Source organism: Serratia sp. 2C06 (genome assembly GCF_050037615.1).
GTDB classification, from domain to species: domain Bacteria; phylum Pseudomonadota; class Gammaproteobacteria; order Enterobacterales; family Enterobacteriaceae; genus Serratia; species Serratia ureilytica.
Genome location: NZ_CP188299.1, coordinates 2,972,371 through 2,995,011 on the forward strand (window position 1 = coordinate 2,972,371; position 22,641 = coordinate 2,995,011).

Annotated in this window: 21 protein-coding genes and 1 tRNA gene; 6 read left to right on the top strand and 16 right to left on the bottom strand. The window is 60.5% G+C overall.

The features are described from left to right. Nucleotides 1-99: 99 nt before the first annotated feature. Nucleotides 100-675: a helix-turn-helix domain-containing protein gene (locus ACP3TA_RS14595; RefSeq protein ID WP_089196865.1), complete on the bottom strand. Its 576-nt coding sequence runs from the start codon at nt 673-675 to the stop codon at nt 100-102. A gap of 67 nt (nt 676-742) precedes the next feature. Between ACP3TA_RS14595 and ACP3TA_RS14600 the strand changes: the two genes are divergently transcribed. Further along, nucleotides 743-1,666 carry a DMT family transporter gene (locus ACP3TA_RS14600; RefSeq protein ID WP_426784335.1) on the top strand — a complete coding sequence of 308 codons (924 nt, stop codon included), beginning with the start codon at nt 743-745 and terminating at the stop codon, nt 1,664-1,666. Between the two features lie 50 nt (nt 1,667-1,716). On the opposite strand, the gene cycA is transcribed toward ACP3TA_RS14600, so the two are convergent. Then, nucleotides 1,717-3,117, bottom strand: coding sequence for a D-serine/D-alanine/glycine transporter (cycA, locus tag ACP3TA_RS14605; RefSeq protein ID WP_033642613.1), 1,401 nt, complete (start codon nt 3,115-3,117; stop codon nt 1,717-1,719). A 350-nt stretch (nt 3,118-3,467) separates the two neighbouring features. On the opposite strand from cycA, the gene ACP3TA_RS14610 reads away from it, so the two are divergent. After that, nucleotides 3,468-3,543: transfer RNA gene (locus ACP3TA_RS14610), tRNA-Arg, on the top strand. Between the two features lie 220 nt (nt 3,544-3,763). Here ACP3TA_RS14610 and ACP3TA_RS14615 read toward each other — a convergent pair. Both ACP3TA_RS14615 and ACP3TA_RS14620 read right to left on the bottom strand, forming a co-directional pair. Further along, the gene (locus ACP3TA_RS14615) at nt 3,764-4,267 is read right to left on the bottom strand and encodes a DedA family protein (RefSeq protein WP_033642614.1); all 504 of its coding nucleotides are present in this window, start codon (nt 4,265-4,267) and stop codon (nt 3,764-3,766) included. A 74-nt stretch (nt 4,268-4,341) separates the two neighbouring features. Beyond that, complete coding sequence (locus tag ACP3TA_RS14620; RefSeq protein WP_033642615.1) at nt 4,342-5,655, bottom strand: MFS transporter; 1,314 nt, start codon at nt 5,653-5,655, stop codon at nt 4,342-4,344. A gap of 384 nt (nt 5,656-6,039) precedes the next feature. Here ACP3TA_RS14620 and ACP3TA_RS14625 point away from each other — a divergent pair, with 384 nt between their 5' ends. Further along, nucleotides 6,040-6,342 carry a putative quinol monooxygenase gene (locus tag ACP3TA_RS14625; RefSeq protein ID WP_033633403.1) on the top strand — a complete coding sequence of 101 codons (303 nt, stop codon included), beginning with the start codon at nt 6,040-6,042 and terminating at the stop codon, nt 6,340-6,342. Nucleotides 6,343-6,453: 111 nt separating this feature from the next. Here the strand turns inward: ACP3TA_RS14625 and ACP3TA_RS14630 are convergent, their stop codons facing one another. The 7 genes from ACP3TA_RS14630 to ACP3TA_RS14660 all read right to left on the bottom strand — a co-directional run bounded on the left by ACP3TA_RS14630 (nt 6,454) and on the right by ACP3TA_RS14660 (nt 13,558). Beyond that, entirely contained in the window at nt 6,454-7,023 is a 570-nt protein-coding gene (locus ACP3TA_RS14630) for a hypothetical protein (protein ID WP_226772991.1), read from the bottom strand. Continuing rightward, on the bottom strand, nt 6,998-7,564 hold the full coding sequence (locus tag ACP3TA_RS14635) for a GNAT family N-acetyltransferase (protein ID WP_149543058.1): 567 nt from the start codon (nt 7,562-7,564) through the stop codon (nt 6,998-7,000). Before ACP3TA_RS14635 ends, ACP3TA_RS14630 begins: the two co-directional genes overlap by 26 nt. Before the next feature lie 135 nt (nt 7,565-7,699). Beyond that, nucleotides 7,700-8,419, bottom strand: coding sequence for an enoyl-CoA hydratase-related protein (locus ACP3TA_RS14640; RefSeq protein WP_046686800.1), 720 nt, complete (start codon nt 8,417-8,419; stop codon nt 7,700-7,702). Beyond that, nucleotides 8,412-9,584, bottom strand: coding sequence for an MFS transporter (locus ACP3TA_RS14645; RefSeq protein WP_198810727.1), 1,173 nt, complete (start codon nt 9,582-9,584; stop codon nt 8,412-8,414). The genes ACP3TA_RS14640 and ACP3TA_RS14645 overlap by 8 nt, the downstream gene beginning before the upstream one ends. Further along, nucleotides 9,581-10,792 (bottom strand): 5-aminolevulinate synthase, encoded by a 1,212-nt coding sequence (gene hemA / locus ACP3TA_RS14650; protein ID WP_198810725.1) that lies wholly within the window; start codon nt 10,790-10,792, stop codon nt 9,581-9,583. The genes ACP3TA_RS14645 and hemA overlap by 4 nt, the downstream gene beginning before the upstream one ends. Before the next feature lie 15 nt (nt 10,793-10,807). After that, nucleotides 10,808-12,019 (bottom strand): acetyl-CoA C-acyltransferase, encoded by a 1,212-nt coding sequence (locus tag ACP3TA_RS14655; protein WP_206196407.1) that lies wholly within the window; start codon nt 12,017-12,019, stop codon nt 10,808-10,810. Between the two features lie 9 nt (nt 12,020-12,028). Next, nucleotides 12,029-13,558, bottom strand: a complete 1,530-nt coding sequence (locus ACP3TA_RS14660) for a 3-hydroxyacyl-CoA dehydrogenase NAD-binding domain-containing protein (RefSeq protein ID WP_089194521.1) — start codon at nt 13,556-13,558, stop codon at nt 12,029-12,031. Between the two features lie 347 nt (nt 13,559-13,905). Between ACP3TA_RS14660 and ACP3TA_RS14665 the strand changes: the two genes are divergently transcribed. The 3 genes from ACP3TA_RS14665 to ACP3TA_RS14675 all read left to right on the top strand — a co-directional run bounded on the left by ACP3TA_RS14665 (nt 13,906) and on the right by ACP3TA_RS14675 (nt 16,088). Beyond that, entirely contained in the window at nt 13,906-14,622 is a 717-nt protein-coding gene (locus ACP3TA_RS14665; RefSeq protein WP_033642622.1) for an autoinducer binding domain-containing protein, read from the top strand. 179 nt (nt 14,623-14,801) lie between these two features. Then, a complete protein-coding gene (locus ACP3TA_RS14670; protein ID WP_033642623.1) occupies nt 14,802-15,230 on the top strand; it encodes a universal stress protein in 429 nt (142 codons plus the stop codon). Between the two features lie 177 nt (nt 15,231-15,407). After that, a complete protein-coding gene (locus ACP3TA_RS14675; RefSeq protein ID WP_047572003.1) occupies nt 15,408-16,088 on the top strand; it encodes a hypothetical protein in 681 nt (226 codons plus the stop codon). Between the two features lie 46 nt (nt 16,089-16,134). Here the strand turns inward: ACP3TA_RS14675 and ACP3TA_RS14680 are convergent, their stop codons facing one another. The 5 genes from ACP3TA_RS14680 to ACP3TA_RS14700 form a co-directional block, all read right to left on the bottom strand. Beyond that, nucleotides 16,135-17,148, bottom strand: coding sequence for an Ldh family oxidoreductase (locus ACP3TA_RS14680; protein WP_089194522.1), 1,014 nt, complete (start codon nt 17,146-17,148; stop codon nt 16,135-16,137). 18 nt (nt 17,149-17,166) lie between these two features. Further along, the gene (locus tag ACP3TA_RS14685; RefSeq protein ID WP_047571999.1) at nt 17,167-18,732 is read right to left on the bottom strand and encodes an APC family permease; all 1,566 of its coding nucleotides are present in this window, start codon (nt 18,730-18,732) and stop codon (nt 17,167-17,169) included. 44 nt (nt 18,733-18,776) lie between these two features. Beyond that, nucleotides 18,777-20,393: an aldehyde dehydrogenase (NADP(+)) gene (locus ACP3TA_RS14690; protein ID WP_206196406.1), complete on the bottom strand. Its 1,617-nt coding sequence runs from the start codon at nt 20,391-20,393 to the stop codon at nt 18,777-18,779. Nucleotides 20,394-20,447: 54 nt separating this feature from the next. After that, the gene (locus ACP3TA_RS14695) at nt 20,448-21,368 is read right to left on the bottom strand and encodes a dihydrodipicolinate synthase family protein (protein ID WP_089194524.1); all 921 of its coding nucleotides are present in this window, start codon (nt 21,366-21,368) and stop codon (nt 20,448-20,450) included. Nucleotides 21,369-21,575: 207 nt separating this feature from the next. Next, nucleotides 21,576-22,430 carry an AraC family transcriptional regulator gene (locus ACP3TA_RS14700; protein WP_033642629.1) on the bottom strand — a complete coding sequence of 285 codons (855 nt, stop codon included), beginning with the start codon at nt 22,428-22,430 and terminating at the stop codon, nt 21,576-21,578. Nucleotides 22,431-22,641 lie beyond the last annotated feature (211 nt).

A 22,641-nucleotide genomic window follows, 5' to 3' on the forward strand; every position in this document is an offset into this window, starting at 1 on the left:
CTGTCACTGTCATCCAGTGTAGGAGGCGCGGGGTAGCGGCGCCACGACAGCGGCACGACAGCGACACGACATCCGCCGCCGGCGCGGGCCGGCGGGCAGTCAGAAGGCGACGTTGCGGATAAAGCGCAGCGGGAGATCGCCGTGGTTGGCGTAAGCGTAGCGCTGATCGCTGTTGAAGGTTTGCGTGGCGCCGGCGCTGAGCGTCAGCGTGCCTTGTTCCAGTTCCAGCGTCAGGGTGCCGGCAATCACGTAGATGATTTCGCTCCAGCCTTCGGCGTCCGGCGCCGAGTCGTAGCGCTCGCCCGGCATCAGCGTCCATTCCCACAGCTCGGCCCGTTGGCGCGCCGGTACGCTGGCGGCAAACAGCGCCTGGCTGCCCGGCTGTGCGCCTTGCCAGGCCAACTCGCCTACCAGATGGCTGCCGCGAGCCTCTGGCGCCTGAATCAGATCGGTGAACGAAATCGCCAGGGCGGCGGCGATCTTGTCGAGCACCGCCAGACTGACGTTGCGATCGCCGGCCTCGATGCCCGCCAGCATGCGGCGGCTGACGCCGGAAAGTTCGGCCAGCGCCATCTGGCTCAGGCCCGCCTGTTGGCGGTAGCCGCGCAGATTGCTGCTCAGGTACTGCAGCACTTTGGGGGGATCGGTTTTCGCGTTATGCGCCGTATTGCTCATCGCCGGACTTTATCTCATACTGGCAGGATCTGTGCATTATATTGCACTCAGCAGGAAGGGCAAGCCGGTGTCAGCAGCAAAAAAATCCTTTATTTCCGCCGTGGTTCCGCAAATCAGGTTGCCGGAAGCGGTGTTGATTTTCATCACCATGATCTGGGGCGGCACCTTTTTGGCCGTGCATCACGCGATGCAAGTCAGCGGGCCGTTCTTTTTCGTCGGTCTGCGTTTCGCCACCGCCACGCTGGCGTTGACGCTGTTTTCGCTGCGCGTGCTGCGCGGCCTGACCCTGTATGAACTGAAGGCGGGCGTACTTATCGGGCTGGCGATCATGTTCGGCTACAGCATGCAAACCGTCGGTCTGCAGACGATTACCAGCAGCCAATCGGCGTTCATCACCGCCATGTACGTGCCGATCGTGCCGCTATTGCAATGGCTGGTGCTGGGGCGGTTCCCCGGCATCATGTCGTGGATCAGTATTCTGCTGGCCTTTACCGGCCTGATGCTGCTGGCGGCGCCGAGCAGCACGGACATGTCGCTGAGCCTCGGCGAAATTCTGACGCTGGCCGGCACGCTGGGCATGGCGGCAGAGATCATTCTGATCGGCGCCTTCGCCGGCAAGGTGAATATCCGCCGGGTGACCATTGTGCAGCTGGCGACCGCCTCGCTGGCCTCATTTTTGATGATGGCGCCGACCGGCGAATCGCCGCCGCCGTATTCGGATTACCTGCTGTACAGCGCCATTGGGCTGGGGCTGGCCAGCGCGTTGATTCAGCTGACCATGAACTGGGCGCAGCGCAGCGTTTCACCCACGCGCGCTACGGTGATCTACGCCGGCGAACCGGTCTGGGCGGGCATCGTCGGGCGGCTCGCCGGTGAGCGTTTGCCGGGCGTCGCGTTGTTGGGGGGCGCGTTGATTGTGATCGGGGTGGTGGTCAGCGAGATGCGCGTACGGCGCAAGGGGAAAGCGGCGGTGGCGACGGAAGCGGATTAGCGCAGAGGCAAGAAAGAGCAAAGGGGCGGAGATATCCGCCCCTTTTTGCATCACGCGGTTTTCTTCTTGCGCAGGAACACGTAAGACAGGCCGAGCAGGATGAACCACAGCGGGGTAACGATCAGCGCCTGGCGGGTGTCTTCGCGCAGCGACAACAGCACCAACACGAACACGAAGAACGCCATGCACACCCAGCACATCAGTTTGCCGGCCGGCATTTTGTAGATCGATTTCTGGTGCAGCGCCGGGCGCCGTTTGCGGTAGACCAGATACGAACACAGGATGATGGTCCAGACGAACATGAACAGAATCGCCGACACGGTGGTCACCAGGGTGAAGACCGTCATCACGTTCGGGATCAGGTAAATCAGCACCACGCCGCCCAGCAGGCAGATGCAGGAGAAGGTGAGGCCGTTGGCCGGCACCGCGCGCTTGGACAGGTTGGCGAACGATTTCGGCGCGTCGCCTTCCTGCGCCAGCCCGAACAGCATGCGGCTGGTGGAGAACACCCCACTGTTGGCGGAGGAGGCGGCGGAGGTCAGTACCACGAAGTTGATCACGCTGGCCGCGGCCGGCAGGCCAATCAGCACGAACAATTCAACGAACGGGCTCTTGTCCGGCACTACGGAGCTCCACGGCGTCACCGACATGATGACGATCAGGGCGAACACGTAGAACATGATGATGCGGATCGGAATCGAGTTGATGGCGCGTGGCAGTGACTTCTCCGGATCCTTGGTTTCCGCCGCGGTGGTGCCCACCAGTTCAATGCCGACGAAGGCGAATACCGCGATCTGGAAGCCGGCGAAGAAACCGCTGATGCCTTTCGGGAACATGCCGCCGTCATTCCACAGATGGGTGAACGAGGCTACGGTACCGGTCGGCGACTGGAACTGCATGGCGATCATCACCAACCCGGCGACGATCAGCCCGACGATGGCGACGATTTTGATCATCGCAAACCAAAACTCCATTTCGCCGAACATCTTCACCGTCGCCAGATTAAGGCCGAGCAGCAACAGCACGCACAGCAGCGAAGCGATCCACTGCGACAGTTCAGGGAACCAGAACTGGGCGTAGGCGGTGATCGCCACGACGTCGGCGATGCCGGTGACCACCCAGCAGAACCAGTAGGTCCAGCCGGTGAAGAAGCCGGCCCACGGGCCGAGCAGATCCGCGGCGAAATCGCTGAACGATTTGTATTCCAGGTTGGACAGCAGCAACTCGCCCATGGCGCGCATCACGAAGAACAGCATAAAGCCGATGATCATGTACACGAAGATGATCGAAGGGCCTGCCAGGCTGATGGTTTTACCGGAGCCCATAAACAGACCGGTGCCGATGGCGCCGCCGATGGCGATCAGTTGAATATGTCGGTTAGTGAGGTTTCGCCGTAGATGATCTTCTGAGGCGGGCGTCGCGTCAGTCGCTATTTTAGAGTGATCTACCATCTGATGATGTCCTGTTTTACCTGTCATTAGTGAAGTCGTGAGCTCTGAAGTGGCTCTTTTTTATACATTTATCCGGTTGGTCCGGCTTTAGTAAGGTAGTGCAATAACGCCACCTTTGTGCAACATGTTTACAACATTTATACGCGGGATAAAAGTCGATCAATCTTTACACGAGAGGAGGCAAATCGGACGTTCAGGGAGCGGAAGATTACTCTTCAAACGGTGGGATTAACAGACCTTATGCGGCTTATCTCGTTGATTAAACAAAGGGTTGTAAAATTCGCATGAGAAAAAGTAATGGGTGTAAGCGTTCGACAGCGAGGCTGACAAGAAGGGCGATTTATCTCGTTGGGCCGTTAGCTCAGGCGGATGAGCCGTTGACGCCTAATCAACGAGACAGAGGTTCGCCCCCTGTACGGCCCGCCAACCAAATCAGCGTGTTACGCTCAGACATTTCTTTGATTGTGCCCTCATGGCGCCGTTTTAAGCGCGTATTCTGCAAAAAAATTCGCATTTTTCGACTGATGTTCAGAAAGGTGATCTGGCGCAAACTGCGATGTTGCACCGTACTTTATACGGCAAGGGAGGCTGTGCGCTGGCGCAACGTCGGCGCAGGGATGGGGCATTTGCCCAAGAATCTTTCAGGTCAAGAAACGGGGAACACATGCGCGGCCGACATCAAGAGCAGTGCCCAAACGGCGGCTGAGAGTGCGGCGGTGGCATAGACGTGCCTCGCCGGCAGTTGCAGCATGCCGGCCATCAGCGGCACGGTGTAACGCATCACCGCCAGAAAACGCGAGGCGAACAGCAGCGGCAGCCCGCGCTTTTGCAAGGAACGTTGCGCTTTGCGCAGTGGGGCGTGAAAGCGTGCCGGCAGCCGGCGGCCAAGATCGCGACGGCAGAGCAGTGCGCCGCAGTGGAAAGACAGGATTGAGCCCAACGCCGCGCCAAGGGCGATGGCCGCCCAAACCGCGCCGATCGGCAGCGCATGTTTGCCCGCAAGGATGCCCATCAGCAGCGTCACCGAGGCAGGCGGCAGGACGGAGGACACCACGATCACGGATTTTCCCAGCGCGAACAGGAAAATCAGCAGCAGCAACATCTCCGGTTCCGGGCTGTATTTGGCGATAATGTGCGTCAATTCATCCATTTAACACCTGTGGGCGAGAGGGCTGACTGTCAGTGTCCCATCCGCAGGTTCAATAATGGCTAAATAACGCGTCGCTATCCGGTTATCTCTGCGTCTTGCTTGCGTGCCTCAGCATGCCGATGTCTGAGCGCCCCTAACAGCACGGCGCACAGCAGCGAAAAGGCGGCCAGCACCAGCGGCCCGGCATGCGGGCTGTGAAAACGCTGTTCCGCCTCAGTGCGGATCAGCGGGGCTAAAAAGCTGAATGCGGCGCCGAGCGTGGTGCAAAAACCGATGCCGGCCGCTAGCGCCGGACCGGTGAGCAGCTGAGCGGGAAACGTCCAGAAAATGGGTTGTACCGCCAGAAAACTGACTGCGCAACAGCTCAGGGCGACGATAGCGAGCAACGGGCCGGCATAGGAAGAGACGACCAACCCCAGCGCTGCCGCGACCATGCAGCCAACGGCGATCGGCAATCTTCTGGCGGTTTTTCTGTCGGCATAGCGCGGCAGGAAATAGACGCCAAGCGCGGAGCATGCCCAGGGAATGGCGGCCACCAACGAGGCCTTGAAGCCGAGATGGGTGCCCATCAGCGAGGCGATCTGCGACGGCAGAAAAAACATCAGGCCGTATACGCCGATTTGCAGGGTGCCGTAGATCAACGCCAGATGCCAAACTTTGCCGCTTCTCATCGCCGCTTTAACGCTGTTGGTTTCGGTACGCTGCTGTTCAGCGGCCAGCTGTGTGACCAGCGCATTACGTTCTTCCTCGGTCAGAAAGCGGGCCTGCCCTGGGCTATCGTCGAGATAGAAAAAGGCGAAGACGCCGAGGACGACGGCCGGCAACCCTTCCAGCACGAACATCCAGAACCAGCCGGGCTTGCCCAACACGCCGTGCATCTCCAGCAATGCCCCCGACAGCGGTGAGCCGAGCGTCAGGGCCGCCGGTACGCCAAGCACGAAAATGCCAATGACCGAGGCGCGCACCTTATTGGGAAAGTAGATCGACGCCAGCAGCAGGATGCCGGGGTAAAAGCCAGCCTCGGCGATCCCCAGCAGAAAGCGCAGGACAATAAATTGCTGCTCGTTGGCCACCAGCCCGGTACAGGCCGACAATGCCCCCCACAGCGCGGTGGTGGCGCTGAGCCAGCGTTTGGCGCCCCAGCGATTCATCAACAGGTTGGCCGGAATGCCGAACAGCGCATAGGCGGCAAAGAATATCCCCGCGCCCAGCGCAAAGGCGGATTGCGACAGCGCGATATCGATGGCCATCGCGTCTTTGGCAAAGCCGACGTTGACCCTGTCGATAAACGCAATGAAGTACATGGCGAACATCAATGGCACCAGTCTGCGCCAGGTTTTGCGGATGGCGGCGTTGAGCGCTGGAGCGGCATAGGTGGCGTGATTCACTGGCGGTAACCTCTCTTCTGAGAATGATAAACGTCGGTCATAAGGATCGTCCTGGCGCCGTGGCCCATCATGCGGCGATGACATGGCTTTTCTGCGTGAGCCTTAAAGGTCTAAAGGACTAATGGTCAGGCCTTTAGGGGCGGAAAAAACGCCGCGTATTGCGTCGGCATATCGGTACAGATATCACCATGGTGAATGGTGTGTTGCCTTTTTGTTAATTGAAAGTTCACACAGGGCCAGGAGGCGTTCAAGCGCTTTGATCGAGATCTGTGTGCGCTATCACCGAATTGGGAACCCGATGACAGACACTGGAGAGTGGCGCTTTCATCTCGCGAGGGAGGGCGATAAGGTGAAGCACGGCACAACAGAACGCAGGAGCGCAACATGCTGAAGGTCATTGCTGAAGATTTCATTCACCCGGAACACATTGACACCGTTATGCCGTGGTATCGCGAGCTGGTGGAGAAAACCCGGCAGGAGCCGCTGTGCATCAGTTATGAACTGTGCATCGACCAGCAGGATCCCGGGCACTTTATTTTTATCGAAAGCTGGCCGGATCGCGCGGCGCTCGAAGTGCATTGCCAGACCGAGCATTTCACCCGGCTGGTGCCGCAGATCAATCAGTATCAGCGCAAGCCTTGCACCTTCCTGTTTATGCAGGCGTTCCCTGAAACAGGCGATAAATAGGCGAAAAAATCCCCGCAGGGGGCGGGGTCAATGGCTTCTCAACACTATCTTGTTGTGATTAAAAAATAGGCTGATAATGATTTTCATTCTCTAAGAATGCTCTTAAATTAATCAATCTGGTGAATGATTCGCCGTCTGCTTTTCGCTGGCGGTTTTAATGGCGCGCAGCATGCGGCGTCTTATCAACCCACTCACCAGGCGAATCGCATACCAGTAGGGGGTAAACCGCCGCCGGCTGGCGCTGTCAGGGCAGAAGATGCGCGTTTCCGTTACCAGGCGGCAGCGCCCACCCTCCAGCGGGCTCGCGGCATACCCCAGCGCCAGTTTGGCGACGCCGGGCTGAGCGAAGGCCTGAAAGTCCGCCCCGTCAGCGACCTTCACCAAACCGTATTCGGCCTGCCAAAACCGGCCGATCAGGCCATAGACCAACGCGGTTTCATCCTGCTCAAGCAGGCAAAAGTTATGCAGGCCAAACGGCGGAGGACGGGGCTTATCGCGTGGCATCAGCCGCGCGGGCAATTCGCGCAGCGCTATCATGCTGCGGAAAAAACGATCGCGCTTGGGATCGTAAGCGGCCACGGCGTCCAACACCCGCGATTGCGGCGCGGTGATGACGATCGTATGCCGCTCAGAGAACTGGTATTGCCCGAGGTATTTATTCAACAGCGTCATGTTGTTCATGCTCTCGCCATTCGTTATGCAGCAGGGCGAAACCGAATTCATCACCCCATGCGCCTTTGAAAAACACGTTTTGCCGCCAACAGGCCTCACGGCGAAAGCCCAGCTTGCTGAACAACGCGGCGGCGCGAAGATTACGCGCGTCTACCACGGCGGTAATGCGGTGTTTCGCCAGCGGCCCGAACAGCAGGGCGATGACGGCGCTTAGCGCCTCGCGCGCCTGTCCTTGCCGCTGATGAACCGGATCGAAGGTCACGCCCAGTTCAGCCTGACGCCCTTCATCGAAAAAATGCACCGCGACATCGCCCAGCAACGCGCCGTCCTCGCGGCGCTCGACCGCCAGTTGAAACCAGGTGTCATCACGGTTGAACGCGAGCCGCTGTTGCTGTGCGAAAAAGGCCTGCGCCTGCGCGGCGCTGTAGTCGCTCCAGCTTTGATAGCGCGCCACGTCAGGATGGTTGCGGTAGGCGGTAAAGTGGGGCAGATCGTCGGCGGTGAACGGACGCAAGATCAGTCTGGGGGTCAGCAGAGGCAAGTGGCGCATTATTTTTCCTTATCAGCGCATGAGGGCTACCGGCAGTGTAGCCCAGCGCCGAGAGGCGGGCTGCGTAAAATGAGCTGTGGTGGGGAGACGCAGCGGGAAATGCCGGCTCAGGCAAGCCGGCAAGCAATAAGGGGGTTAACGACGAGCGGCCGCCTGACGCAGGCGTTCGACCGGCGCCTGCTGAAAATCGAACGATGGCGCCTCGCGCTGCGTCAGCCCCTGGCGCACGATGGCCTTCACGGCCAGGCTGGCGGCGAGATCCTTCCCGGCGATCTGCTCGGCGATGCGCAGCGCTTCTTCCCGAGCCGAGCCCTCGCTGATGCGGGAAATGGCGCCGTGTGACAGGGCCTCCCGCGCACCGACGGTTCTGCCGGTCAGCAGCCAGTCAAGGGCGACATAGGGAGAAACTCGCGCCGGCAAGCGCGCGCATCCGCCTTGCGCGGCGACCAAGCCGAGCCCGGTTTCGGGGAAGCTGAAGCGCGCGTTCTGGCCGGCGACGATCAGATCACAAGCCAGGGCGAGCTCAAAGCCGCCCCCGTAAGCGATGCCGTCAACGGCGGCGATGATCACCTTGGCGATCTGCGCATGGATCAGTCCCCCGAATCCCTCCGGCGTGACGATGGGCAGTTCGCCCTGTCGGAACGCGGTGACATCCATGCCGGCGGAAAATACCGCCGGCTGACCGGCCAGGACGATCGCGCGTATCGTATCGTCATTATCCGCCTGCCGCAGGTAACTGCGGATCAACTTGGCCATCTGCAGGTTGATGGCGTTCTTTTTCTCCGGCCGATTGAGGGTGATGACCGCAACCTGCGCGCCATAACGTTCGTAAAGCACCGGCGGTGATTCACTCATCGCTGGCCTCCCCGCGGAAAAAGATCAGCGTCAGCAGCAGGGCGATGGCGCCGAGCGGCAGCGAGAACAGCGGCAAATAGTGGGCCGGCAACGCGTAGAGCGTCAGGCCGCCCAGCATGCCGCCCGCCGCGATGCCGGCGTACAGCACCGAGCTGTTGAGCGACACGGTCAGCGCGCCAAAACGCTTCGACAGCGACAACAGGTGATGTTGGATTGGCACCAGATACATCCAGCCGGTAATGCCCCAGATAAGAAAGATGGCCAACACCCACCACGGCGAGGTGACGTAAAAGGCCAGCAGGAACAGGGACAGCGTCTGGATCGCCACCGAAAACAGCAGCACGAATTTGCTGCCTAGGGCGTCGGTCAGCGCGCCGGAGGCAAAATTGCCGATCACCGCGCCAATGCCGAACACCAGCAGCGCCAAAGGCAGAATGGCTTCCGGGCCGAACTGGGTGTCTTTCAACAGCACGCTGACGTAGCTGTAAACAATGTGCTCCGAGCACACGGCGAAAAAGGTGATCAGCAGCGTGGTCAGCACCGCCTTTTGCCGCAGCGGGGCGAGCCGTTCTTTCAACGAATGTTTGCCCGGCGCCGCAATGGCGCGCAGCGCCAGCGACAGGCCGAGCAGCGCCACCGCCCCCAGCAGGGCGATGAACAGAAAGATGTCGCGCCAGCCGATCAGTTTGGCGAGAAAGGTACCAAACGGAATGCCGAGCGCAATAGCCAACGTCATACCGCCATAGACGATGGAAATGGCCAGGCCGCGACGCTTTTCCGCCACCAGCCCCACCGCAGCGGCGGCGGCCTGTGGCGTGTAACAGGCCGCCCCCAATGCCGCCAGCACTCTGCCAAACGAGATCTGCAGGTAGCTGGTGGCCCAGGCGCAGGCTAGGTTGCCGGCGATGAACAGCACCAGCGCCAACTGCAGGATATGCTTGCGGTTGACGTTGCCGAGCAGCCAGGCGGTGAGGGGGGCGAACAGCATATAAGCCAGCGCGAATATCGATATCAACTGCCCCGCTTGCGCGGGGCTGACGGCAAATGTCGCGGAAATGTCGCTGAGCACGCCGGCGACGATAAAGGCGTCGGTGCCGATGGCGAAGGTCCCGGTCGCCATCAGACACAGCGTGACCAGATGGCCGTTATAATCCGCTAACTTCATCCCGCCCTCCGCAGATCGTTCGCTGCCCAGACCCGTCCCAGCGCCGCCAGGAAGGTCTCCACGTCGGCATGGGAATGCGCCGAGGTCGGCGTCACCCGCAGCCGCTCGCTGCCCGCGGGCACCGTTGGTGCATTGACCGGCTGTACGTAGATATCATGCTCATCGAGCAGCACCTGGCTGATGTGTTTGTTGCGATGGGGATCGCCGACCCGCAGCGGCAGGATATGGCTGTCGGCCGACACCAGCGGGATGCCGGCGGCGCGCAGACCGGTCTTCAGGTGCTCGACGATCGCCAGCAGGTGCTTGCGTTGGGTGTCGTGCTCGAGGTTGTATTTAAAGCTGGCCAACGCGGCGGCCACCACCGGCGCCGGCGACGAGGTGCTGAAGACGAATGCCGGCGCCCAGCTGCGCACGGCTTCCACCACCGAACGGGGCGCGGCGATATAGCCGCCCGCCGCACCGTAAGACTTGCCGAACCCGCCCTGGATAATGGTGATTTTATCCAACAGGCCCAGCTGTTCGGCATAGCCCAGCCCCCGTTCGCCATACACGCCGGCCGAATGAATTTCGTCGAGATAGGTCAGCGCCTGATACTGTTCTGCCAGCGCCACAATCTGCGCCAGAGGAGCAAAGTCACCGTCCATGGAATACAGCGACTCAAAGGCGATCAGCTTTGGCCGCGCCGGATCGGCGGCCTGCAGCAGCTCGGCGAGGTGCGCCACGTCGTTATGGCGGAAGATTTTTTTCTCCGCCTTGCTGTAGCGAATCCCGTAAATCATCGAGGCGTGATTCAGTTCGTCAGAGAACACGATCAGATCGGGAATGGCGTCGCACAGGGTGGACAAGGTGGCGTCGTTGGCGCCGAAGCCGGTGGTGAACAGCAGCGCCGACTCTTTGCCGTAGGCGCTGGCCAGCAGCGTTTCCAGTTCAGTGTGATAGACCGAGGTGCCGGAAATGCTGCGGGCGCCGCAGGTGCCTAACCCGACTCGGTTAACCGCGTCGGTGGTGGCCAGCAGCACTTTGGGGTGGTGGCTCATGGCCAGATAGTCGTTTGAGCACCAGACGTTGAGACGGCGCTCGCCTTGTTGCCCGTGGCTGGTGGCCCAGGGTTTGTCCTGTACGCCGCGTTCAAGGTTGAGGAACTCGCGAAAACGCCCCTGCTTTTTGGTTTCCGCCAACTTTTCTTCAAGAATGTTCAGTACGCTCATAGCATGTTCCTTGTGTTAAACGGCTTTAAGGTTTAATGACAGGCCCTGACCGACGCCGACGCACATTGTGACCAATGCGTTGCTGGCCTGCCGATCGCGTAATTCCAGCGCCGCCGACAGCACCAGGCGCGCGCCGGACATTCCCAGCGGATGGCCGAGCGCGATGGCGCCGCCGTTTGGGTTGACGCGCGCGTCGCCGGCGTCGATGCGCCAGTGTTTCAGCGCCGCCAGAACCTGCGCGGCGAAGGCTTCGTTAATCTCGATGATGTCGAAGTCGTTCAAGGTGAACCCGCCGCGCTGCAGTAAGCGCTCGGTGGAGGCGATCGGCCCCAGCCCCATCAGCGCCGGCGCGACGCCGGCGGCCGCGCTGTCGCCGATCTCCGCCAGCGGTTGCCAGCCCTGGCGTTTCACGTAGCGTCCGGAGGCCAGCAGCAGCGCGGCGGCGCCGTCATTGATGCCGGAAGCGTTGCCGGCGGTGACCGAACCGCCGGCGGCGAAGGCCGGTTTCAGCGCCTGCAACTGCTGCAGCGTGCTGAGCCGGGGGAATTCGTCCTGTGCGAATATGCGGGTGGTTTTACGATCCGCCGGCACATCCACGGGCGTGATTTCCCGCGCCAATCGACCGCTGTCGATCGCCCAGCGGGCTTTTTGCTGCGAGCCCAACGCGAACAGATCCTGTTCCTCTCGCGAGATACTCTGCTGTTGGGCCACGTTTTCCGCCGTGATGCCCAGCGGATCGCTGCCGTAGCGTTCCGCCAGGCGCGGGTTGACAAAGCGCCATCCCAGCGTGGTGTCGTACAGTTTTACTCCCTTGTCGAACGGCGTTTCGCCCTTGCTCAGCACATAGGGCGCGCGGCTCATGCTTTCCACGCCGCCGGCCAGAATCAGTTCGCTGAGGCCGCTGCGGATTTTCGCCGCGGCGTAGATCACCGCATCCAACCCGGAGGCGCAAAGGCGGTTGAGGGTGATGGCCGGCACCGACTGATCCAACCCGGAAAGCAGCGTCGCCATGCGGGCGACGTTGCGGTTGTCTTCGCCGGACTGGTTGGCGCAGCCCAGCACCACTTCATCCAGATCCTGCTGCGCCGCCGGATGGCGCTGAAGCAGGCTGCGAATAATCGTCGCCGCCATATCATCGGGGCGGGTATGCGCCAGGCTGCCGCCATAGGCGCCGATCGCCGTGCGCGTGCCGTCGATCAGATAAACACCGTCATCTTTAATGCTCATCATGGATCCTTAAGGCGTGGTGGTCAGCGCCGGTTGGGCGGCGTGCAGAAGGGTGTAATGCGGCGCATAGCGCGCCGCGTGCAGCAATTGCGCCAGGTTGCTCAGCGTCGTCCTGACATTTTCCTCCCCGAGGTGAGTGAGCCAGCCGAAAATACCGTCGGCGTAGTTCACGCCGGCGACGGCGGCGACATCAATGTCTTCCCGGCTGCAGACGCCGCTTTCCACCATGATCACCGACTCGTTGATCAGGCTGCTGAGCACGCGGGCGACGATCAGGGCCGGGGAATCCTTGATAAATTCCACCTGCGGGATCGCGGTGTGCAGCAGGCGTAAAAACAGCGCCTTATTGGCCGCAGAGGCGTGGCGGCTATGCGCCGCCACCAGGTACGCCGTATCGCCGTAGTTCAGGGCGACATCGACGACAAAGGCGTCCGCCGCGGTCTGTTCGGCAAGCTGGTTTGCCGTGCGGCCATCGGTAACGCTGACGGTGAAAGCGTCATTGACCTGAATGGCGGCGCCCAAGCCCGGTAATGTCGGCCGTTGTTCCACGCGCAGCCGCGGCCATTGCAGGGCGGCCCGCTGCTGTAGCAGGGTAAAGAGAGGATGTTCACCGTAAATGCGTAGCGCCTCGACCTCCGCATCGACGGCGGCCGCAAGCGGCGGGGGAGATTCTTCGGCGGAAAAATAGGAGCGGCCGTTCTTTTTGCCCAACAGACCGGCATCGACCAGCGAGCGCTGCAGATGGCCCGGGGTATAGCGCGGATCGTACTGCATGTCCTGCCAAATTTGCCGGCTGACCTGATAGTTGATGTCCTGACCGATAAAATCGGTCAGCTCGAGCGGCCCCATGCGAAAGTGTCCGCCGGCTTTGAGGGCGCGGTCGATCTGCGGCGCACGCGCCACGTGTTCTTCCAACAGGCGGAACCCTTCCAGATAGTAGGGGCGGGCCATACGGTTGACGATAAATCCCGGCGTGGCCTGGCAGACGACATCGCGTTTCCCCAACGCCGCCACCAGTTGACGGCAACGTTCGGTGGTGACCTGTGCGGTAAAATAGGCCGGAATGATTTCAATCAGCTTCATCAGCGGCGCGGGGTTGAAAAAGTGCAAACCGATAAAGCGTTCGCTGTGCGTCACCGCCGTCGCCAGCTTATTAAGCGACAGTGAGGAGGTATTGGTGGCGATCAGCGTGTCGGGCTTGACCGTCGCGGCGATGGCCGCCAGCACTTCGAGTTTGGCTTGCTCATGCTCTGCGATGGTTTCGATCACCAGATCGCTGTCGGCGATGGCCCCAAATTCCGTGGAGAACGTCAGATTAGCCAGCACCGCGTCTTTGTCCTGCAGCGCGAGCTTGCCCTGTTCCACCTTTTTGTTCAGGTCTTGCACGATAGCGTCGCGAGCTTGATTGAGGGTATTGCCGTTGCGATTATAAAGCACCGTACGAATGCTTTTTTGCGCCAAAAGATAAGCGATGCCTCTGCCCATCGTTCCCGCGCCGATAATCGCAGCCGATTGAATTGCCGCATTACTTTCTGCCATAGAAAATCCCCGTCACTGTATGCCATGCGAAATTCGCAAATGCTTATTATCTCTTTGGATTTACGGCGGCACCGGGTGCCTGTGAGGAAAGTAATTGGCGGTGTCTTGACTGTCTAACGGTAGAAATGACAGGTTTACCTGCAGACGGGGTTATGCTATTCGCGTAGTTTTGCGGCTCAGCCCAATAAAAAGGCTTATTCTGAGGGAAATAAACCGGGGAATAGCTTTTTTCGTTATAGCGTTCGTATTTTTTATTATATGAAACGGCTATTGGCGCCGGGCGGCGATATCCTATAGTGAGTCTGACCTATCGATAAATCGACATCGCTATTTGGAGAACCTGCGTTATGGATACCCGCACTCAACGGCTCATGGCGGAGGTGATTGGCAGTTTGACCGATCGCGAACGTTTTCTGACCCAACTGGGGCGCTGCGTCGAGGCGCTGGGTTTTGATTATTTCTCCTACATCGTTTTTTCCTGTTATCCGGCGAGCCGGCCAAAAATGCGGGTTGAAGGAACGTTTCCGGCGCGCTATCTCGAGGATTATCGGCGGCAGCGGGCGTATTTGCAGGATCCTGTCATCGAGCGAGCCCACCATTCCACGCTGCAATTCCAGTGGGACGAAAGTTTTTATCACGAGCGGCCGGCGCTTTGGCAGCGCATGTCGCAGTTTGGTCTGCACACCGGGTGGTCGCAATCGGTCAAGGATTGCTATGGCCGCCTGGGGATCCTGACTTTTGCCGGCAAGACGCTGCCGCAGCAAACGCCGCAGGCCGGCGCGGTGAATGAACTCTTTTTCCTTTGGCTGGCGCAAACCGCCCACAAAACGCTGCGTGAAGCGTTGATATCGGTGAACGACGAAGCGATAAAAGATGTGCTGACGCTGCGCGAGAAAGATATCTTGCGCTGGTGCAGCGAAGGCAAAACGGCGGAAGAGATCGCGCTGCTGATGGGGGTGAGTGAACGTACGATCAATTTCCATATCGGTAACTCGATTAAAAAACTTTCGGTCGCCAATAAGACCGCAGCCACCGCCAAAGCCGTTTATTTACAGCTGATTTAATTGCGAGAAATAAATAATTAATCGCCTATCAGTTAGCGGCGCGATGTTTATATTTTGTTAAATTAAGCATTGTCCTTATCAGTATTTACCTCCGATCACAAAAGCGTGATAAAGCGGTTCACCGCGCCCGTGCGCGGCAGTACTCTGTAGGCACCCGGTTTACATAGAAAGGATGTGATATGTACAAGACTATTTTAGTGCCGATAGATATTGAAGAGGATCTGTTGACCGAGCATGCGCTGAAGCATGTGGAATATTTGGCGAAGATGTCCGGCGCTAAAGTGCATTTTTTCCATGCGCTGCCGGATGCCTCGGCTTTTGTTACTGCCTATTCGTTCGGTCTCAAGGAGTTTGAGAATCAGGCGGAAGTGAAGGCGGTGGAGAAGCTGAAGAAAATCATGTCGGAAATCGATCTGCCGTTAGATCGCCTCAATTACACCGTCAGCTTTGGCTCTGCGCGCGATCAGGCGCTGGAACTGGCGGAAGAGATCGACGCCGATCTGATCATCATCGGTTCGCGTCGCCCGAGCGTGAAAACTTATCTGTTGGGCTCCAACGCCGCCGCCATCGTTCGCCATGCCAATATATCGGTGATGGTGGTTCGATAATCCTCCTTTAAGCCCGCCGTTTTCATGCGCGTTCTGCGGTCGCCGGTCGGCCGCAGAACGCAGGCTGCTTTATTGCCATCTCAGCCTGAGCTGCTACGATTTTAGCTGACGTTTTTTATGCCGACCGGGCCAGCGGCCTTGCGCATATTCTTTATTTCAGCCAGAAGAGGGGCAGCCATGCCATTAGAAGTCGATGGGATCATCAGAGGCGATCGAGGCAGTGAACCGAGCCATTGGCAACATACGCCAACCAAACCGCTTGTCACGCTGACCTGGCATCACACCATCCCCTGGAACTGTTTACGTAATGTCTGGAATGGTCTGGTGGCTGGCGAGCACTGGAACGCGCTCGACGAGTTTATGAATCTGATCGGTGTGCCTAACCGCGCCGAGGTGCTCAAACAGATCAAGAATGAAAATCTGCAGGATCGCGATGGGTTACATACCCTGGTGACCTGGCAAGGCTGGAATATCGTCGAGGGGCCGGGTAACGAATATCGCGCGCAGGGTGACGATCCCGGTGAAAATTTCGACGACTGGTCCGGCAAAGGCATGAGCACGAATCAGCAAGCGACGCTGCAGCAGGTCAAAGTGTTGTATCAGGTGATGGCGCCGCTGGGAAGCCGCGCGCTGGACGCCGCCAGACAGGCACCGAACATTACTGCGGAAGAAGCGAGCGTCTTGCAACGAACGATTAAACAGACCCGCCCAACGTTGCGCGGAAAGGAACCGATCCGGTGGCAAGAGGGCATGTGGCACAAAGTGCAACCTGGTAAAGAGGCGAAACATTTCGCCCAATGGGACAGCAAACCCGTATGGCGCAAGCGCCTGCACAGCGACTTGGCTCAGGCAGGCTAAACTTCGCCCCGCGCCGGATTGGCGGCGCGGGGGCATCAATTCGGCGCTAATCGCACAGCGCCGCTATCTCGTTATACAGCGTCCTGGGGATTTCCACGCCGTATTGTTCGCTGTGGCGTCGTTGCCGATAGCGCCGCTCGCCGGGAATGCGTGCGCCTTGCGCTTGCATGTCGGCAAACATCGCCTCCGCGCTGGCGAAATACCGCTCCTTATCCGCGCCGAGAAAACGCTCGGGATCCAACGCGATGATCAGTTCACCGCCGTAGGGCGATGAACCGGTGCCGTCGTCATAGGCCAGCGACTCTTTACTGGTCATGTCGCCGATCAGCGGCCCAGCCAACAATTCAACCATGGCCGCCAGCGCCGAGCCTTTATGGCCGCCGAAAGTCAGCATCGCGCCCTCCAACACGCTGGCGGCGTCGGTGGAGGGGTTGCCTGCCTTATCAATGCCCCAGCCTTCCGGCAGCGGGGTGCCGGCGCGGCGATGCAATTCGATTTCGCCGCGCGCCGCCGCGCTGGTGGCCATGTCGAACAAAAACGGCGGCCGAGCCGGGCGCGGCCAGCCGAAGGCGATGGGGTTGGTGCCGAATAGCGGGCGTGAGCCGCCGGCCGGCGTCACCCAGGCGTGGCTGGGCGTGCAGGCTAAGGCCACTAAACCCTGTTCGGTCAGCGGTTCGATGTCGGCCCACAGCGCGGAGAAATGCACGCAGCGGTTGATCGCCAGGGCGGCGATGCCGTTGGCGCGCACCTTATCGATAAAGGCCGGCAGAGCGGTGCGGTAGGCGAGCAGGGAAAAGGCGCCGCCGGCATCGGCGCGCAAGATGGCCGGCGCCTGGTCGAAGAGCCTGGGTTTCGCATCGGCAGAGACTTTGCCCGCCCGTAATGAGCGGACGCAGCCCAACAGCCGGTACAACCCGTGCGAAGCACAGCCGTCGCGCTCGCCCTGAATGACATTTTGCGCCACTGTCTCGGCATGCGCCTGATTGAAGCCGTTGCAGCGCAGTGCGCGTAGCGCCAGTTGATAAGCGTGTTCCAGCGACAAAACGTGCATGGTTGTCATTTCGATGTCCTCCCTGGGTCATTCTTCTTCATCGCCGATAAAATTGGCCTGGGGTAAACAGGTATAGGCGCCCCAGTAGTAAATCGCCAGCGCAATCACCGCCATGGTGAGGGTGTCCCACGGATGAGCAATAGCGCCGATGCCGCCGAAACTACTGAGGTAGGAAAGCGCGATCGTCAGCGCATAGAAGACGATTAGCCACAGCGAGGACCAAATTTGCTGCCTGAGGCTAACGGCGTGGGTCGGCACCTGATTCTTGAACAGGATGTAGATGAAGAACATCAGTATCTGCAAGCCGAGCAGCCAGGAGACGGTGTCCCAGCCGGACCAGAAGACGATCAGCGCCGAAATGATAAATGACAGCGGGCCGAGCACGCAGAAACCGCGCACCCGGAACGGACGCGGCATATCGGGCGCATTGCGCCGCAGCCCGGCGGCGGTGACCGGGGCGATGGCGTAACTCAGCACCAGCGCGGCGGACACCACGCCGATCAGCTTTTCCCACGATGGGAACGGCAGCGTCCAGAAGACCGAGAGGGCGAAGGTGAGCCACAACGCCGGGCGCGGGATACCGGATTTACCATCCACCCGGGTGAACAGTTTGAAGAAGGTGCCAGCGCGCGCCCACCCGTAGATCACGCGAGGCGTAGCGTTCATGTAGATGTTGCCGGTGCCGCTGGGCGAAACGATCGCGTCGCTGACCACCAGAAACGCCAGCCATCCCATGCCGAGCGTGATGGCGATATCGCGGAAAGGCAGGGAAAACTGTTGGCTGATGCCTGCCCAGCCGCCGCTCAGCATCTCGCTGGGGATACTGCCGAGAAACGCTATCTGCAGCAGCACATAGATGATGGTGGACAGCACTACCGACAGGATCAGCGCGATGGGAATGGTGCGCTGCGGTTTTTGCACCTCGCTGGCGACCGAAATGATCGGCGTCAGGCCGAGGTAGGCGAAGATGATGCCGCCGGCGGAAATGGCGGCTTCAACCCCGGCGGAGCCGAAGGGGGCAAAGCCCTGGCTGTGCAGGTTTTCCGGTTTGAAAAAGCTGAACAGCACCACGATCACCAACAGCGGCACCAGAAACTTCAGCACGCTGATGAGATTATTGGATTTGGCGAAGGTTTTGACGCTGTAGTAGTTGAGCGCGAAGAAAAAGCACAGCAGCGCCAACTGCACCAGCCAGCCGAGCGCTGTCGGATCGCCGGAACCCGGCTGGCTGAGGAGCGGGAACCAGGCGGCGGCGTACTGACGGGCGGCGACGACCTCGATAGCGATCAGACTGGAGAAGGCGATCAGCGTGATAAACCCCAGCAGATAGCCCATCAATTCGCCGTGCGAGAACACCGGATAGCGAATGATGCCGCCGGCGCGCGGCAGGGCGGCGCCCAGCTCGCAGTAGACGATGCCCAGCAGCAGCACCGCCAGGCCGCCGATCAGCCAGGAATAGATGCCGGCGGGGCCGGCGATGGAGGAGACATGGCTGGCGGCGAACAGCCAGCCTGAGCCGAATATGGCGCCCAGACCGATGAACGTCAGATCGGTGAGCGTAAGCTGCTTCTTGAATTTGCCTTGGGTTGTCATGGTATTACCCTTTTGTTATTGAGTGGCAGGCAGATGCGGCCGGGCTAATGTTGGGCAGGTGAAACTATGGGATCTCGGGTGTAAACGCCGTTCACCAGCCGCAGCAGGTTGAGCGGGTTGGCGTCCTGCAGCGGCGGCGGCAGCAGCGCCGCCGGGGTGTTTTGCAGGCAGACCGGCCGCAGGAAACGCTCGATGGCCAGCGTGCCTACCGAGGTGCCGCGTGCGTCGCTGGTCGCCGGATAAGGGCCCCCGTGCACCATGGCGTCGCACACCTCTACCCCGGTTGGATACCCGTTGAACAGCACCCGGCCGGCTTTGCGCGTCAGCAATGCCGTCAGCCCGGCGGCCATATCGAGATCGCCGTCTTCCGCCAGCAGCGTGACGGTCAGCTGGCCTTGCAACGCCGCCAGCGCCGCATGCAGCTGCGCTTCGTTATCTACCGTCACCAGCACGCTGGCCGGGCCGAAGACCTCTGTTTGCAGCAGCGGATCGGCCTGCAGCAGCAATGTTTCCTCCGCCTGATAAAGCTGCGCCGCTGCCCGGTGAGGCAGAATCTCGCGCCCCCCCGCCAGATGCCGTATGTGCGGATGGGTATCGAGCGCGGCCAGCCCGCGCCGGTAGTGCTCCAGCGTGCCGGCATTCAGCATCGGCTGTGGGGGGGTGGCGTCGACCAATGCGCTCATCGTCGCGACCAACCGTTCGAAGGCGACGCCGCGCAGCGCGACGATCACGCCGGGCTTGGTGCAAAACTGACCACAGCCGAGCGTGAAGGAGGAGACCAGTTCCTGCGCGATGTGCTGCCCGCGCCGAGCCAACGCCTGTGGCAGGATCACGACCGGGTTAATGCTCGACATCTCGGCGAAGACCGGGATCGGCTGGGGACGCTGCGCGGCCAGATCGAACAGCGCCCGGCCGCCTTGCAGTGAGCCGGTAAACCCCACGGCCTGAATCGCCGGATGCTGCACCAGCTCGGCTCCCACACGGTTGCCGAAGATCATGTTGAAGACGCCGGCGGGCATGCCCATACGTTCCCTTGCGCGCTCGATCGCCTGAGCGGTCAGCTCGGCGGTGATCATATGGCCGCTGTGTGCCTTGAACACGACCGGGCAGCCGGCGGCGAGCGCGGCGGCGGTATCACCGCCCGCGGTGGAAAACGCCAGCGGAAAGTTGCTGGCGCCGAACACCGCTACCGGACCGAGCGCCGTGCGATATTGACGCAGATCGGGACGCGGCAGAGGAGAACGCTGCGGCAACGCGCAGTCGATGCGCACGCCCTCGACGTCGCCGCGTCGCAGCAGCGTGGCGAACAGCCGCATCTGGCCGCTGGTTCTGGCGCGTTCGCCGCTTAACCGCGCCGGCGGCAGGGCGGTTTCCTGCATGGCGAAGGCGAAGAAGGTCTCATCCAACGCGTCCAGCTCCTCGGCGATGGCGTCGAGAAAACTCGCGCGTTGTTCGGCGCTGCATTGCGAATAGGGATCAAAGGCCGCCGCGGCGGCTTCGGCGGCGGCGGCGGTTTCTGCCGCCGTAGCCTGGTGGAAGCGGTAGCCGGTCGGCTGACCGTCGTCGGCGCGCAGGCTGAGCAGCGCCGCTTCTCCCGTAGCACGGCGCTGGCCGCCGATAAATTGTTGGCCGCTGATGGCGGTATCGCGAGCGTTGGGCATGGGTCCCCCTGGTAGAGAAAGTGCGCCGCCCGGCGTGGCCGGGCGGCGAAGGCGTTATAGGCCGACGTCCGGCAGCGCGGGACGAGTGGCCAGCGCTTTATCGATCACGGCGTTGATTTCGGAGAGCGTTTCCCCCTGCAGCGCCAGACGCGGCGGGCGAGTGACGGCGCTGCCACGGCCGACCCGCTGTTCGCACAGCTTGATGCATTGCACCAGATCGGGGCGGGCATCGAGATGCAGCAGCGGCATGAACCAGCTGTACAGCGCCAGCGCTTCCTCATAGCGTTTTTCCTTCGCCAGACGGAACAGGGTTTCCCCTTCGCGCGGGAAAGCGTTGGACATGCCAGAGATCCAGCCTTGCGCGCCGACGGCGATGCTCTCCAGCACCACATCATCCAACCCGGCGAACAGTACGAAGCGATCGCCGACTTCGTTGCGCAGATCGATAAAGCGGCGGGTGTCGCCCGACGAGTCTTTGAAACACACGATGTTCTCGCAGTCGACCAGTGAGGTCAGGATGTCGGGCGTGACGTCATTTTTGTAAATGGGAGGGTTGTTGTAGACCATGATCGGCAGATCGGTAGCGCCGGCGACGCTGCGAAAGTGCGCGGCGGTTTCGTGCGGTTTGGCGGAGTAGACCAGCGCCGGCATCACCATAATGCCGTCGACGCCGGCCTTTTGCGCTTCACGCGCCATGTTTTGCGCGAAGGCGGTGGTGAATTCGGCGATGCCGGCGATCACCGGCACTTGGCCGTCGGCGGCGTCCCTCGCCACTTCGATCACCGCCAGCTTTTCCTGTACCGTCATCGAGGTGTTTTCACCGACGGTGCCGCAGACGACCAGGCCGGAGACGCCGTCGCGCACCAGGTTTTTGATCACCGTATGCGTGGCGTCGAGGTCCAGAGAAAAATCGTTGCGGAACTGGGTCGTCACCGCCGGGAATACGCCGCTCCAGCTTAGGGTTTTATGGCTCATCGTGTTTGTCCTGTCGTCCGAAAGTGTTAATAAAAAGTGAATCTTTGGTGAGGCTCACCGACAGATTGACCGGTATTGCACAGGGAGGCTTGACGCTTTTCGCCGATTGCTGCGACGAAATTGGCACAATGGCGCCGGAAAGCGGGCATGCAGAAATCGGGCGCCGGTGCGCCATAAAGAATGATTTTTATGCGGTAAATCAGCGAATTAAGCGGAAAGCGTCAGGCGGAAATCGCGCGGCGTGGAACCGGTCATCGCTTTGAACTGACGGCTGAAGGCGCTGTGATCGGTATAGCCGCACTGCAGCGCGATGTCGGTGATCGGCAGCTCGCCCGCCAGCAGTTCCGTGGCCTTTTCCAGCCGCACTTTGTGGATCATCTGGCGCGGAGTGAGGTGGAAGATACGTTTGCAGTAGCGTTCTATCTGCGCCACCGATAACCCGGTCAACGCCGTCAGCTCCTCGAGCGCGATCGGCCGGGCGTAGTGGCGGCGGATGTATACGTCGATCGCGGCCAGCCGTTGGTAAGCCGGATGATTGGCTTTGGCCTCTTGCAGATCGTGTGAAATGCCCGCCATTCCGATGATTTTTCCCTGCGCGTCGTACAGCGCCAGCTTTTGCGTCAGGCACCAGCCGGTTTCACGGCCGTTGTACAGGTGCATTTCCAGCTGATCCTGGATCAGCACGCCGTGGCGCAATACCCGCAGATCTTGCTCGGTGTAGCCGGATCCGAGCTGCGCGGGGAAAACGTCGGCGGAGGTCTTGCCCAGCAGCGGCGCGACGGTCTTGAAGCCGCAGCGCCTGGCCAGCGTCAGGTTGGCCAACAGGTAGCGCGCCTGGGCGTCTTTGATAAAGAACACCACATTGGGAATCGCGTTCAGCAACGGCGCGATCAGCGCCAGCGTATTGAGCAGATCGCGCAGGTTGTTCGGACGCTGCTGCGCCAGCCCGTCGCACAGGCGCGACAAATGTTCGACGGCGAAAACGTCCTCCTGATCCGGCAGCTCCACCAGGGCAGGCGGTGAGGGAGAAATCTGATGTTGATGGTCTGAAATGGATCGCATAGCAGTCCCTTTTCGGTCGTTAGCCGGAAAAACAGGCGGCCAGGTTGGCGCTTTCGCATCAATATTAACTTTTTTGTAACGAATCAAGCGCTATTTCCGGCTGGCTACCAAATATGCGGATCGCCGCATACTTTTGCCGGACGGCGCGCGCCGGTTGCTTGAAAACTGCGGTATTTCTCGCTACGCGGTGGTCTAGCATGAAAGTAACGTA